This window comes from Alteromonas sp. 14N.309.X.WAT.G.H12 (assembly GCF_036697315.1).
In the GTDB taxonomy this organism is placed as follows: Bacteria; Pseudomonadota; Gammaproteobacteria; order Enterobacterales; family Alteromonadaceae; genus Alteromonas.
This window is the reverse complement of the sequence record NZ_JBAHZB010000010.1, coordinates 1-12,667: the sequence shown is the minus strand read 5'-3', so window position 1 is coordinate 12,667 and position 12,667 is coordinate 1. Positions and strand designations below refer to the sequence as shown.

15 protein-coding genes are annotated in these 12,667 nt (G+C 45.2%); 5 read left to right on the top strand and 10 right to left on the bottom strand.

Annotation, left to right across the window (positions count from 1 at the left end; genetic code table 11):
* Window positions 1-24: 24 nt before the first annotated feature.
* Complete coding sequence (locus tag V5298_RS05595) at window positions 25-1,194, bottom strand: M14 family metallopeptidase (protein WP_332930488.1); 1,170 nt, start codon at window positions 1,192-1,194, stop codon at window positions 25-27.
* 686 nt (window positions 1,195-1,880) lie between these two features.
* Between V5298_RS05595 and petA the strand changes: the two genes are divergently transcribed.
* The 5 genes from petA (at window position 1,881) to V5298_RS05570 (ending at window position 5,708) form a co-directional block, all read left to right on the top strand.
* Window positions 1,881-2,513: a ubiquinol-cytochrome c reductase iron-sulfur subunit gene (gene petA, locus V5298_RS05590; protein WP_332930487.1), complete on the top strand. Its 633-nt coding sequence runs from the start codon at window positions 1,881-1,883 to the stop codon at window positions 2,511-2,513.
* A gap of 1 nt (window position 2,514) precedes the next feature.
* Entirely contained in the window at window positions 2,515-3,780 is a 1,266-nt protein-coding gene (locus tag V5298_RS05585; RefSeq protein WP_332930486.1) for a cytochrome b, read from the top strand.
* Entirely contained in the window at window positions 3,777-4,511 is a 735-nt protein-coding gene (locus V5298_RS05580) for a cytochrome c1 (protein WP_332930485.1), read from the top strand. The genes V5298_RS05585 and V5298_RS05580 overlap by 4 nt, the downstream gene beginning before the upstream one ends.
* Before the next feature lie 109 nt (window positions 4,512-4,620).
* Complete coding sequence (gene sspA, locus V5298_RS05575) at window positions 4,621-5,253, top strand: stringent starvation protein SspA (RefSeq protein ID WP_216028654.1); 633 nt, start codon at window positions 4,621-4,623, stop codon at window positions 5,251-5,253.
* 5 nt (window positions 5,254-5,258) lie between these two features.
* Window positions 5,259-5,708 carry a ClpXP protease specificity-enhancing factor gene (locus tag V5298_RS05570; RefSeq protein WP_332930535.1) on the top strand — a complete coding sequence of 150 codons (450 nt, stop codon included), beginning with the start codon at window positions 5,259-5,261 and terminating at the stop codon, window positions 5,706-5,708.
* A gap of 30 nt (window positions 5,709-5,738) precedes the next feature.
* On the opposite strand, the gene mgtE is transcribed toward V5298_RS05570, so the two are convergent.
* From mgtE to V5298_RS05525, 9 genes are all read right to left on the bottom strand, one after another.
* Window positions 5,739-7,097: a magnesium transporter gene (mgtE, locus tag V5298_RS05565; RefSeq protein WP_332930484.1), complete on the bottom strand. Its 1,359-nt coding sequence runs from the start codon at window positions 7,095-7,097 to the stop codon at window positions 5,739-5,741.
* A 172-nt stretch (window positions 7,098-7,269) separates the two neighbouring features.
* Window positions 7,270-8,022, bottom strand: coding sequence for a substrate-binding periplasmic protein (locus V5298_RS05560; RefSeq protein WP_332930483.1), 753 nt, complete (start codon window positions 8,020-8,022; stop codon window positions 7,270-7,272).
* A 159-nt stretch (window positions 8,023-8,181) separates the two neighbouring features.
* Window positions 8,182-8,457, bottom strand: a complete 276-nt coding sequence (locus tag V5298_RS05555; protein WP_416351151.1) for an HPr family phosphocarrier protein — start codon at window positions 8,455-8,457, stop codon at window positions 8,182-8,184.
* Window positions 8,454-9,299, bottom strand: coding sequence for an RNase adapter RapZ (gene rapZ / locus V5298_RS05550; RefSeq protein ID WP_332930482.1), 846 nt, complete (start codon window positions 9,297-9,299; stop codon window positions 8,454-8,456). The genes V5298_RS05555 and rapZ overlap by 4 nt, the downstream gene beginning before the upstream one ends.
* Before the next feature lie 46 nt (window positions 9,300-9,345).
* Entirely contained in the window at window positions 9,346-9,789 is a 444-nt protein-coding gene (ptsN, locus tag V5298_RS05545) for a PTS IIA-like nitrogen regulatory protein PtsN (RefSeq protein WP_332930481.1), read from the bottom strand.
* 8 nt (window positions 9,790-9,797) lie between these two features.
* Complete coding sequence (gene hpf / locus V5298_RS05540) at window positions 9,798-10,085, bottom strand: ribosome hibernation promoting factor (protein ID WP_332930480.1); 288 nt, start codon at window positions 10,083-10,085, stop codon at window positions 9,798-9,800.
* A 27-nt stretch (window positions 10,086-10,112) separates the two neighbouring features.
* A complete protein-coding gene (locus V5298_RS05535; protein ID WP_332930479.1) occupies window positions 10,113-11,600 on the bottom strand; it encodes an RNA polymerase factor sigma-54 in 1,488 nt (495 codons plus the stop codon).
* Between the two features lie 69 nt (window positions 11,601-11,669).
* The gene (lptB, locus tag V5298_RS05530; protein WP_332930478.1) at window positions 11,670-12,395 is read right to left on the bottom strand and encodes an LPS export ABC transporter ATP-binding protein; all 726 of its coding nucleotides are present in this window, start codon (window positions 12,393-12,395) and stop codon (window positions 11,670-11,672) included.
* Window positions 12,395-12,667 (bottom strand): LptA/OstA family protein (locus V5298_RS05525; RefSeq protein WP_332930477.1); only part of this gene is annotated, 273 nt, incomplete at its 5' end. The genes lptB and V5298_RS05525, both read right to left, overlap by 1 nt.

The following is a 12,667-nucleotide window of genomic DNA, read 5'->3' as shown; positions in this document are numbered from 1 at the left end:
GCGGCTGGTCATCTATCCCCCTTTTTATTGTTCTGCTTGCTTTTGGTTATTTTGGCTCGTTAGGTAAGCGTCGTCAGGGAAAGAAAGTAGGGTTTCCATAAGGGTTCTTGCCGCTTTATGGGCAATATAATCAATCTTATGACCTGGTGTGGTATCGCCCACTTCATAGGTCACACCATGAGCATGAAACTTGTCGGCGATATATTGTTTAAATACCCCAGAGCCGGCCTCGTTACCCGGTTTTATTATTAAATCGAATATACGTTGGGTTTGCTCTTTCAATTGTGACAGCCAGTCATTGACCAAGGTAGAAGGGGTACAGTCGGCCTCTTGTGGGATGGTATAGAACACATCGTAAAAGGTAGAGTGAAAATCCAACGCCATGGCAATGTTGCCCCCTTTTTTCACAATATTTGTTAAATAGTCATCAACCAGTTGGGTTTCAGGTTGGGTAAGGTTATGCCAGTCTCTATTCAGATCAATATGACCATCACTATGTCGCCAGTTCCCCTTTGCCATGCCATCAACGTTTAGTGCAGGAACGATTAAAAGGTTAAAACGAGATAAAAAGGTTGTCGACAGTGACGTCCTGTTTGACAGTTCATCCACAAAGGCAAGTAATGCCTGTGCGCCGGTTAATTCAGGGGGATGCTGTCTGCCCAACACCACTAGCCATTGTTTACTGCTGCCGGAATGAATTAAACCGTATATTGGCCGTTTGTCCAGGCTTTGCCCCATGACCATCACCTTGGTATTTAGCCGTTTTCCTACCTTAGTTAGCCAACGATGGTAATCCTCGTTTAATAAGGGAGGTTGGGCTGCTACATAAACCGGGGCCTTGCCCACAGATATGGTGACTTGCATGGTATTACCATCTGAATCAAAGGCGATGGGAGTCCAGGTTTGTTTATCATGACTGATTTTAGGGAGGTAGCGAGGGGAAAACTCGCCGAAATCAAGGGAAACCCGGATGGTACGCTCTTGGGGGCTTTGGGCACTAAAATAAAACCAAGGGCTCGGATTGATAGGGGTATCTTCCGGTGTGAAATGCAAAATAAACTGATTGTCAGTGTCAGCTTCACAACTGGCTAATCGGCCCGCTTCAAATTGATTGGAAAACTGTACGCCGTTGATGGTACATGCAAGAAGATAGGCAGGTAGGAATGCAAAAACAAATGTGAGTAAACGAACCATGTTGACTCCTGATAATGGCACCAGAACATGGCATTTTGCTGGTACAAAGAGGAAAAATAGACATTAAGAATGACTCGCCCCTTACGTTAAAAACAGGTCAATCTTAATGAAATAACAGCATTCGTAGACGCTTATTACGACCATCCTTGCTGTCATTTATTCATCATACAGGATTCCCGTTAGCCTGCTGACAATTCCTGATGGTATTGATAATTTTCCGAGAAGGTTCTCTTTTGGGTTACTTTAACCTGTGAATACCACGCCTATTTTAATTTGTGTGGTAGCAGGACTAATTCTAAGGGGTAGGCTATATTTCATTTCGTCGGGATAGAAAAGGCAGCCATCTTTGTTGCTGAAAGTTAAAGATAATTTAACAGGATCAGAATGTGCAGATAAAAGAGATATGATGGGCTTTTGAAATTCACGTTATATCATTGCGTTATGCACATAAAATGTATGATATCTTTGATTGAACGCAGGTTATCGACGTTTTATCGACGATAAAACCTTGTAACAATAAGGGCTTTTCACTTATCATTCCCGATCGAAATAAACTATAACTAACGAGTTGTTCAGTGTCCCTGACACTGGCTGCGCAAATAAGACAGGCCAAAGCAGTACTTTTGTAATTAAAACGTTAATTGATTACAACGGGGCCCAAAATATCCAAATCTGGAGAAATGTGGATGAGTAACGTATCAGTCGATGCAAAAGACTCTGCACTCAACGGGAGCCAACCTGATAACAATAATCGACGCCGTTTTTTAACGGTGGCCACATCGGTTGTTGGAGCAGTAGGCGTTGTTGGCGCGGCGGTTCCTTTTGTGACTTCGTGGAATCCCAGCGCAAAAGCAAAAGCTGCTGGTGCTGATGTGGAAGTCGACATCAGTGCGATTGAACCAGGGCAGTTAATTCGCGTGATGTGGCGAAGCAAACCTGTGTGGATCGTACGCAGAACACCGGAAATCCTGGAAGAACTGGCGACCCATGAAGATCATCTTCGCGATCCTAATTCAGAAGCGGAACAACAACCTACTTTTGCTAAAAATCGCTATCGGTCGTTAAAAGAAGAGTACTTAATTCTTGTTGGTATTTGTACCCATTTGGGATGCTCCCCCCAATATTTGAAAGATGGTGCTTTTGAAGAAGCAGTAGAAGGTGTTCCCAATGGCTTCTTTTGCCCTTGTCACGGCTCGAAGTTCGATATGGCAGGACGCGTGTTCCAAAGCGTACCTGCGCCGTTAAATCTTGTTGTACCACCTTATCAATTTGTTGATGACACCACCGTCATTATTGGTTCGGAAGCGGAGGCTGTATAACATGAATGCATTCTTAAATTGGATAGAAGAACGCATCCCGATGATGCGAGTGGCGAATATGCACGCCATTCAGTACCCCGCGCCCCGGAACATGAATTTCTGGTACGTGTTCGGCTTTTTGGCCACCATCGTATTAGTTAACCAAATTGTTACCGGTATCTGGTTAACGATGAACTTTAACCCCACAGCAGAAGGCGCTTTCTTCTCGGTGGAATACATCATGCGGGAAATCGACTTCGGTTGGGTTATCCGTTATATGCACAGTACGGGTGCCTCGGCATTCTTCATTGTTGTCTACGCTCACATGTTCCGTGGCATGATTTATGGGTCTTACCAGAAGCCCCGTGAATTGCTATGGGTATTTGGTATGTTTATTTACCTGGCGTTAATGGCCGAAGCTTTTATGGGCTATGTGTTACCGTGGGGACAAATGTCCTATTGGGGAGCGCAGGTTATTGTTTCGCTGTTCAGTGCGATTCCTGTTATCGGGCCTGATCTGGTGATTTGGATCCAGGGCGACTATGTTATCTCTGGCGCAACGTTGAATCGTTTCTTTGCATTACATGTCATTGCCTTGCCCTTGGTCATCGTGATCCTAGTGTTTTTGCATATTATTGCACTGCATGAAGTGGGGTCAAATAATCCTGATGGCGTGGCCATTAAACATAAAAAAGGGTCTTTGCCTGAAAGTGAAAAGACCAAGTACGAAATTCATGAATACTACACCAGCAAATATGATATCGCTGATGATGTAGTGCCTTTCTTCCCCCATATCGTGCTAAAAGACTTGGTGGCATTTTGCATCTTCTTATTTGTTTTTTGTTACATCATGTTCTTTGCCCCTGAAATGGGTGGCAAGTTTCTTGAACATCCCAACTTTGAGATTGCAAACCAGCTGAAAACGCCAGAGCACATTTTCCCTGTGTGGTACTTCACGCCTTTCTACGCCATATTGAAAGCCATACCGGATAAACTGTTCGGGGTTATCGCCATGTTTGGGGCAATTGCAGCACTGTTTGCCTTACCATGGGTGGATCGTGGTCGTGTGAAATCTTGGCGTTATCGTTGTGGCTTACACAAAGTAAACCTTTTACTTTTCGCTGCGGTGTTTGTATTCCTTGGTTATCTGGGTGGAACGCCACAGGAAAACTGGAAAATCATTGCCTCACAAATTGCCACAGTACTGTATTTTGGCTTTTTTGTGGCATTGTTCCTGTACAGCAAAAATGAACGGACTAAACCTGTACCTGCGAGGATCCCGAAATGAGAAAATTGATGTTAGTACTCACATTCCTCATCCCGGGTATGGCTTTGGCTGCCAGCGGCAGTGTGCATTTAGATAAAGCGCCCGTTGATTTAACGGATAAAGCCTCTTTGCAACGAGGTGCTAAAATCTTTATGAACTATTGTCTGGGTTGTCACGCCATGCAATATCAGCGTTATCAGCGTACTTTCCATGATTTAGGGATTCCCGATGAATTGGGACAAAAATACCTTCAGTTCACCGGTGAAAAGGTTACCGATTATATTACCCGCTCCATGCCTGAAGCGTCTGCGGCCACGTGGTTTGGTGCGGCGCCGCCGGATTTAACACTGGTTAATAGGGTGCGAGGTTCTGACTGGATCTATACTTATTTGCGCAGTTTCTATGTGGATGAAAGCCGTCCGTTTGGTGTTAATAATGCGGTTTTCAAAGATGTGGGTATGCCTCATGTACTTCAGCCGTTGCAAGGCACGCCACGCATGGCCCATGAAGAAGTGCTGGTGGACGGTGAAATGAAATCCCAATTTGTGGGTATTAAAACCGATGGCGACGGTGCGCTGACAACGGAAGAATATGATCAAGCCGTGGCGGATTTGGTGAATTTTCTTGCTTATTCAGGTGAACCTTTCCGCCTACAGTCTGAAAGTATCGGAAAGTGGGTGCTGGTATTCATCGTTGTTCTTTTCTTCTTCGTCTACTTATTGAAGAAAGAATACTGGAGAGAAGTACACTAACAGCGCATATTTTGTGTATAATACGCAAGGGGGCATTCCGCCCCCTTTTTTAGCATATGGCAAGCGACATTAGCGCTTGCGTAGTATTACTCTCGACGGAGGAAAATGAATGGCCGTAGCCGCGAATAAGCGTTCAATCATGACGTTGTTCTCAGATACCATCGACATTTACAGTCACCAGGTTCGTATTGTTTTGGCGGAAAAAGGTGTTGGTGTTGAAATAAGCTACACAGATCCCACGAATCTGCCTGAGGATTTGCTTGATTTGAACCCATACGGTACCGTGCCAACCCTCGTTGACAGAGAATTGGTTCTATATAAATCCCATATCATCATGGAGTATCTCGATGAGCGTTTTCCTCATCCGCCCCTGATGCCTGTTTATCCCGTATCGCGAGGACAAAGTCGCTTAATGATGCACCGGGTTGAGCAGGACTGGTATTCTTTAGCGAATAAAATTTTCCGTAATGAAGGTGATGTGGAAGCGGCTCGTAATGATTTACGCGAAGCCCTGTTAGCCCTAGGCCCTGTATTTGATGAAATGCCTTATTTCATGAGTGAAGAGTTTAGCTTAGTGGATTGCTACCTTGCACCACTGTTATGGCGTTTACCTGCATTGGGTATCACTCTAACCGGCAATGGTAGTAAAGAAGTTAATGCGTATATGACGCGCATCTTCTCTCGTAGCTCCTTTAAAGCCTCGTTAACGGATCAAGAACGGGAAATTCATAACCCGTTATGAGTATGATGACCCCTAATCAACCCTATCTGTTAAAAGCATTCTACGATTGGATAGTGGATAACCAGCTTACGCCCTACATTGTGGTGGATGCCACTATGGAGCGGGTTGATGTGCCTCAGGAGTTTGTAAAAGACGGTCAGATAGTACTGAATGTCTCTCCGGCAGCGTGTATGAACTTTGCTCTGGATTTGGAAGCATTGTCTTTCCAGGCTAGATTTGGTGGCCAACCTCGCCAAATTTACATCCCTTGTCATGCGGTATTAGCCGTATATGCAAGGGAGAACGGCGCAGGTACGGTGTTCTCGTTAGAAGAAGAGACCGAAAAGCCAGATTCTGCACCTAAAAGTAATAGCGATGGGGTAACACGACCATCGGGGGATACCAGTGATGGCGATTCACAAAACGCGCCGGTACCACCGAAAAAAGGTAAACCCAACCTGAAAGTCATTAAATAAAAAGTCGGCAATGCCGACTTTTTTTATGCCTTACATCAATAGTAAGGTGGCGGTGCCAAGAAAGGCAAAAATACCAACAACGTCGGTAATGGTGGTGAGAATAACACTACCGGCAAGGGCAGGATCGATTTTTAAGCGCTTCATGATAATGGGCAGTGTTGCACCGGCCAACGCCGCCGCTATCATGTTAACCAGCATAGCGAAGGCGATCACCACACCCAGTATCAAATTTTGTTTCCATACGCCAATGACCGTGGCGATAAGTAATGCCCAGATAATGCCATTTAAAAAGCCGATGGCGATTTCTTTGCTAATGAGCCAGCGGGCGTTACTGCCGTTAACGTGACCTAGGGCCATACCCCGGATCACCAATGTGAGTGTCTGATTTCCCGCAACACCGCCCATACTGGGAACAATGGTGTTTAAAATGGCCAATACGGCCAGTTGACTGAGAGTGGCTTCAAATAGATCGCTGACAGCGGCAGCCATCAGGGCCGTAACCAGATTTACGGCTAACCAAACCGAGCGTCGCTGGGTACTTTGTAAAACGGGGGCAAAGGTATCTTCTTCATCATCTAAACCGGCCATACTCATCATGGAGTGCTCCGCATCTTCTCTGATGATATCCACCACGTCATCGATGGTAATACGTCCAACTAGGCGATGATTTTCATCCACAACGGGGGCAGACAGCCAGTTGTACCTTTCAAATAGGCTGGCCACTTCACCATCAGGCATATTCACCGGCACCGCTTCGGCATCTTCATCCATGACTTCTGCCACCTTATCTTCAGGGTCGGCGGTGAGCAGTCGGGCTACCGGGACAAGGCCGACAAGGTTGTCGGTGCGGTTTACCACGTAAAAGGTGTCGGTGTTTTCTGGTAATTCACCTTTTAGCCGTATATAACGCAACACCACGTCAACGGTCACATCTGGACGCAAAGTAATGGTGTCAGTATTCATAATAAAGCCGGCGGTTTCTTCACCATACGCCAGCGCTTGCTCCGCACGATGCCTGTCTTGGGCATCCATGGATTGCAAGATACCCTGTAAGACTTCATCGGGAAGACTGCTTAGTGTTTCTGCTAAGTCATCGGTGTCCATTTCCTCTAGGGCATCGACAACTTTTTCCGGCACCATCTTACTGATAATACCGTTACGTACATCTTCGGACAGTTCTTCGAGAATATCGCCGTGAAAATCACTGTCGATAAGATCCCACAATTCATCCCGGGTTTTGGTTGGGCTGGATTCTAGGATCAGTGCCACATCGCTCGGCGGCAGCTCATGCAGCATTTTTCTTACAGACACAAATCGCCCATCACCCAAGGCGTCGTTAAGTGAGCGTAATTGACTTTGTGCTGATTTACTGTCCAATGCTTCTGCCACTGAAATCCTTTGAGAAACAATATGGAAGGGATACCTATAGGATACCCCAACAAGCAAATTCTGTCATGAATATTGATGCTGAAAATACTAGCAAAAGTGGGGGAATAGGCAGGTTAAACCTGAGGGTGTTGAAGTCTTATGATCAAGTGCGACAAATTGTTATGGTTGTCATTTATTCGTCATCATTTTGCGGTTCAATTTTTAGCCGTTCTGCTAGCAAGCGATTAAATGTCTGCATAAATTGTTGATCAACAGAATAACGACTAAACATAAAATGTACCTCTTGGCGCTGAATGTTTTCTTCACTCACCGTTATTTGAATGCCTTGCTTTTTGGCGCTGTAAGCCAAGACCTCTTTGTCATCTAAAATCAAATCCACACGACCTAAAGCGAGGGCGTTTATCCGACGTGCCACACTTTCAATATGCACCAGTTGATGGTGAAAAGGATTGGCGATATGGGATGAAAAGTACTCACCAAACCAGCCACCTGTATTGAGCGCCAGTGTTTTACCCTGTCGTAAGCGTGTGAGCAGATCTTGCTGTGCCGGTGGCGCAGAACCGCTGTTAAGGTATCCGTAACCAATGCTTTCTGTGCGATAGGGAATGGAAAAATAGTTATTTTGTGCCCGTTCCGGTGTATAAGCAGCGCCTAACACCACATCGATTTTGCCTTGGTTAACGTCATGAGCTAGGCGTTTTTCCGGTAAAACTTGGGGTATTAGGGCGTAGTTCATCTTCGAAAGAATGGATTTTAGCAACAAATAATCTTTACCCGCTGCCTGATTTTGATTTTGCAGAACAAAGTAGGGGGGCCATTCTGCACCGCCTAAATACAGGGAGTCCTGCCCATAAACCGATGACAGAGGAAGGAAAAAGAGTAACGGCACCACTAACACCATCGATAAACGATGAACAAAATACATGTTCAGATCCTTGAACTTACGCTGAGCAGTTTAGTGGTTCACTACTTAAGCAAAAGTGAGAGTAGGTTTATTTAGCAATAGAAGTGGCCGGGAAGCAATGGATCAGAGGTTTTCATGGGTTGTATGGGGAAGTATTACCGGTGAGTGACCATAATGCGGTTATTCATCTTCGTTGAATTTTTGGACAATCAAGCTTTCTACCGCATCAAGTGCCGCCTGTGCATCTGGGCCTTCTGATATAATGGTTACCTGCTCACCCTGATGACTTTCCATCATCATTAGCCCTAACACACTGTTTGCATTGGCCGTTTTATCCCCTTTTTGCAAGGTAACTTCGGCATCAAATTGATTCGCCAGTTGTACCAGTTGAGTGGCTGCCCGGGCATGTAAGCCCAGTTTGTTAACAATGGTGACAGATTTTTCTAGGCGCATCATTCTTTTTGCTCTCGATGACGTATTTGCACATCAGAATGGCTCTCCCGCAAGTTCTTAGCTAAGCATTCAGCAACGTAAACACTGCGGTGCTGGCCACCGGTGCAGCCTATGGCAACGGTCACATAGCTTCGATTGTTGCGTTCTAGATGGGGTAACCATGTGGTGATGAGGTTTTGAATTTGATAAATAAATTTGGTAACGATGGGCTGTGAACTTAAAAATACTTGCACAGGCGTGTCTAAGCCAGTGAGATGTTTTAAGTCGGGCTCCCAATGGGGATTAGGTAAGAAACGGGCATCAAACACGTAATCGGCGTCTTTAGGAATGCCATGTTTAAAGCCAAAGGATTCGATAACCAGTACTAAACGCGCGCTTTTTTTACCTAAAATGCGCTCGCGTATGAGTTCGGCAAGCTGGTGGATGCTTAAGGAATCGGTATCAATATTAAGATCTGCCCGTTCCGCAATGGGGGCAAGCAGTTCTTTTTCTGTGAGAATGGCATCGGATAAAGACTTGTTTAATTTGGCCAGTGGATGCAAACGCCGGGTTTCACTGAAGCGCTTCATCAGCATGTCTTCACTGGCATCGATATACACAATGGTAACCGTCCAAGATTCGGGCAAATAATCCAGTATTTCCACTAATTCAGCGGGATCTTTGGGCAGGTTACGAACATCGATGCTCACGGCCACTTGTTCGTATTCGTCGGCGACAGTATGGGTTAAAGCGGGAAGCAGGTTAACGGGGATATTATCAACGCAGTAATATCCCAAATCCTCTAAGGCCCGTAATGCTACAGATTTTCCCGAGCCTGAACGGCCACTTATGATGATCAGATTCACCGTGTCTCTCCTAAATCCGCAGGCAACAAATGTCCTTTTCTATAACTTACTGTAATGCGCGAATAATATCATCATTGGTTTGCGCTTTTCTGATGCTTTTTATGGTTTCTTTGTCGCTGAGTTTTCCCGCCACTGTGGCTAGGGTTTGCAAGTGACCTTCTGTTTGATCATGAGGCACTAACAGGGTGAAAAAAATATCCACAGGTTTATTGTCAATGGCATCAAAGTCTATCGCAGGTGTACTAGTGACAACAATAGCGATAACGTGATCCAACCCTTCTAGTCGACCATGGGGAAGTGCGATGCCGTTGCCAATGCCAGTACTGCCCATTCTTTCTCGGGAAAGCAGACTGCTCAGCACTGTGGCTTCGTCAATGTCAGGGTTATTTTGGGCAGCGATTCCGCTGATAATTTCCAAAATACGCTTTTTACTATTGCACTGGACCGCACATTTAGTGCGGTCCAGGCTTACGATGGCTTGAATATCCATAAGTGACGTTAATGCTTTTTAAGCTTCTCTTTGTGCTTTAATACCTGCCTATCCAGTTTATCAACCATATTGTCTATTGCGGCATACATATCCTGGTTTTCTGAAGAGGCAAACACTTCCGCGCCGCTAAGGTATACTGTAGCTTCTGCTTTTTGATTGAGTTTTTCAACATTTAATATGACGTGCACATTTGATATGTGATCAAAGTGGCGCTCTAATTTGCTGAATTTAGTATCGACATAATTACGCAAAGAGTCAGTGATCTCAACATGACGACCGGTAAGGTTGATTTGCATATTTCGTCTTCCTTATTTTAAGCAGCCCTAAATCAGGCTTTTGCGTTGGTTAGACGGTGGAATCGACAAAGATTCCCGGTATTTTGCTATTGTTCGCCGAGCTACCATAATACCTTGCTCGGCCAACAACGAAGCAATCTTACTATCGCTAAGCGGTTTACTGGGTTTTTCAGCCGCCACTAGCTTTTTAATTAATGCGCGTATTGCCGTTGATGAACATTCGCCACCTGATTCCGTTGCGACGTGGCTGGAGAAAAAGTATTTCAATTCGAAAATGCCCCGTGGGGTATGCATGTATTTTTGCGTGGTTACGCGGGAAATTGTTGATTCATGCATATCCACCATTTCTGCGACATCATTGAGCACCATTGGTTTCATCATTTCCGGTCCGTGCTCAAAAAATCCCATTTGTTGCTGTACGATACAGTTCGCCACCTTCAATAGGGTTTCGTTGCGACTTTCCAGACTCTTTATAAACCATTTCGCTTCTTGCATATGAGAGCGAATAAACTGAGAGTCGCTGCTGTTTTTCGCTTTACGGCTCATGGCCGCATACTGCTGATTAACACTTAATTTAGGTAGACTATCTGGATTAAGTTCCACCACCCATCGTCCGTTTTTCTTCGCCACAGACACATCAGGAATGACATATTCTGGTTCTTTGGTGATAAGGGCGCTACCGGGCCGTGGATTCAATGTTTGTAGTAAACGCATGGCTTCACGAAGTTGATCTTCTTTGAGCCGAGTTTTACGCATTAGTGTTCGATAATCTTTGCTACCGAGTAAATCACAATGGTTCTCCAGCAGCATTTTGGCTTCTTCCAGCCAAGGCGTCTCAGGGGCAAACTGTTTGAGTTGCACAAGCAGGCATTCCTGAGGTGAACGGGAGCCAGAGCCTATGGGATCAAACAATTGGATACGTTTTAGCACGCATTCCACTTCGTCTTCTTCCACCGGTTCTTCGGTTTCGTCACTATTAACGCTTTGCAGAATATCCTCAACGCTAACGGTGAGGTAACCACTTTCATCGATGGAGTCGATAATCGCCAAGGCGATGGCTCGGTCTATTTCTGAAAAGGGCGTCAAGCGCATTTGCCAAAGCAAATGATCCTGAATGTTCTCGGTGGTTTCTCCCTGAAAGATCTGTTCATCATCGCCACCAGAGGAGCCGGATATGCTGGTTGCCGGTGCGGAGGAAGCTGAGATATATTCATCCCAAGTACTGTCTAAGGGTAATTCTTCGGGAAGGTCGTTTTTTTCTAACGCTTCTCCAGTGTCCATACTTTCAGTGGCAGATGCCGATTCCTGAACCGTATCGTCGTTCTCTAAATTATTTTTTTCGCCAACATCGTTGTCGGTACTTTCATCCACTTCTAACAACGGGTTGGAATCCAAGGCTTCTTGAATTTCCTGTTGTAAATCAAGTGTCGACAACTGCAATAATTTGATCGCCTGCTGTAACTGCGGCGTCATTGTAAGTTGTTGGCTAAATTTTAACTGTAACGATGGTTTCATCTACGTCTTATATAACTCTATCAAGGGATACCCAGTATGGGTCACGATTAACCGAATCCGATATCCTAACTATAGCCTGAATTGCTCTCCCAGGTATACATCACGAACCTTTTGATTACTTAATACTTGTTCCGCGGTACCCTGCGCAATGAGCTCGCCATGACTGACGATATAGGCTTCTTCACAAACATCAAGGGTTTCTCGAACATTGTGATCCGTAATAAGGATTCCTATACCTCTGTCACGTAAATGCTGAATAATCTTCTTTATATCATTCACTGAAATTGGATCAACACCAGCGAAGGGCTCATCCAACAAAATAAATTGTGGGTTAGCAGCGAGTGCTCGTGCAATCTCCACCCGACGGCGCTCTCCGCCGGATAAACTCATACCCGTACTATTACGTATATGGTTGATATTAAATTCATCAAGTAGTGAATCCGCTTCGGCTTCACGTTGTTCTTTTTTCAAATCTTTGCGGGTTTGCAGAATCGCCATGATATTCTCATGAACGGTGAGTTTACGGAATATGGATGCTTCTTGTGGTAAGTATCCAATGCCTCTGCGTGCCCTTTCATGCATGGGTTGGTGCGTCAACTCCTGGTCATCGATTTTGATTTTTCCTTTGTCTAAAGGAACCAGCCCCACAATCATATAGAAGGTGGTGGTTTTCCCCGCGCCATTGGGCCCTAACAAGCCCACAATTTGGCCCGTTGATACTGACAAGCTGACATCCCGTACAACCTGGCGGGATTTGTACGATTTAGCTAAATGGGATGCAGACAACGTAGCCATTATTGATTATCTTCCTTGTTATCTTCGTCATTATCATCGTGCTGTCTTTTGCTCTCAATGGTATCGGGTCTAAACACGGTAGTCACGCGTCCTGAAGCGCTTTCGGCCCCCCCGGTGGCAAGTAATTGTTCTTTGCCCATATCATAAGTGATGCTGTCTCCTTGCACCACGCTAGTGTCTTGCTGAATTTGGGCATTGCCGTTCAATGAAATCATTTGTTTTGCCACTTCGTAACGGATTTCCTTGGCGCTGGCTTTTACATTTTCGCCATC

Bases quoted from the DNA above. Each gene is read 5' to 3' on its own strand.
- ptsN (WP_332930481.1), bottom strand. From the start codon at position 9,789: ATGGATATTCAAGCCATCGTAAGCCTGGACCGCACTAAATGTGCGGTC.
- V5298_RS05535 (WP_332930479.1), bottom strand. From the start codon at position 11,600: ATGAAACCATCGTTACAGTTAAAATTTAGCCAACAACTTACAATGACG.
- lptB (WP_332930478.1), bottom strand. From the start codon at position 12,395: ATGGCTACGTTGTCTGCATCCCATTTAGCTAAATCGTACAAATCCCGC.
- V5298_RS05585 (WP_332930486.1), top strand. From the start codon at position 2,515: ATGAATGCATTCTTAAATTGGATAGAAGAACGCATCCCGATGATGCGA.
- V5298_RS05560 (WP_332930483.1), bottom strand. From the start codon at position 8,022: ATGTATTTTGTTCATCGTTTATCGATGGTGTTAGTGGTGCCGTTACTC.
- V5298_RS05580 (WP_332930485.1), top strand. From the start codon at position 3,777: ATGAGAAAATTGATGTTAGTACTCACATTCCTCATCCCGGGTATGGCT.
- sspA (WP_216028654.1), top strand. From the start codon at position 4,621: ATGGCCGTAGCCGCGAATAAGCGTTCAATCATGACGTTGTTCTCAGAT.
- V5298_RS05555 (WP_416351151.1), bottom strand. From the start codon at position 8,457: ATGATGCGCCTAGAAAAATCTGTCACCATTGTTAACAAACTGGGCTTA.
- hpf (WP_332930480.1), bottom strand. From the start codon at position 10,085: ATGCAAATCAACCTTACCGGTCGTCATGTTGAGATCACTGACTCTTTG.
- V5298_RS05570 (WP_332930535.1), top strand. From the start codon at position 5,259: ATGACCCCTAATCAACCCTATCTGTTAAAAGCATTCTACGATTGGATA.
- petA (WP_332930487.1), top strand. From the start codon at position 1,881: ATGAGTAACGTATCAGTCGATGCAAAAGACTCTGCACTCAACGGGAGC.
- V5298_RS05595 (WP_332930488.1), bottom strand. From the start codon at position 1,194: ATGGTTCGTTTACTCACATTTGTTTTTGCATTCCTACCTGCCTATCTT.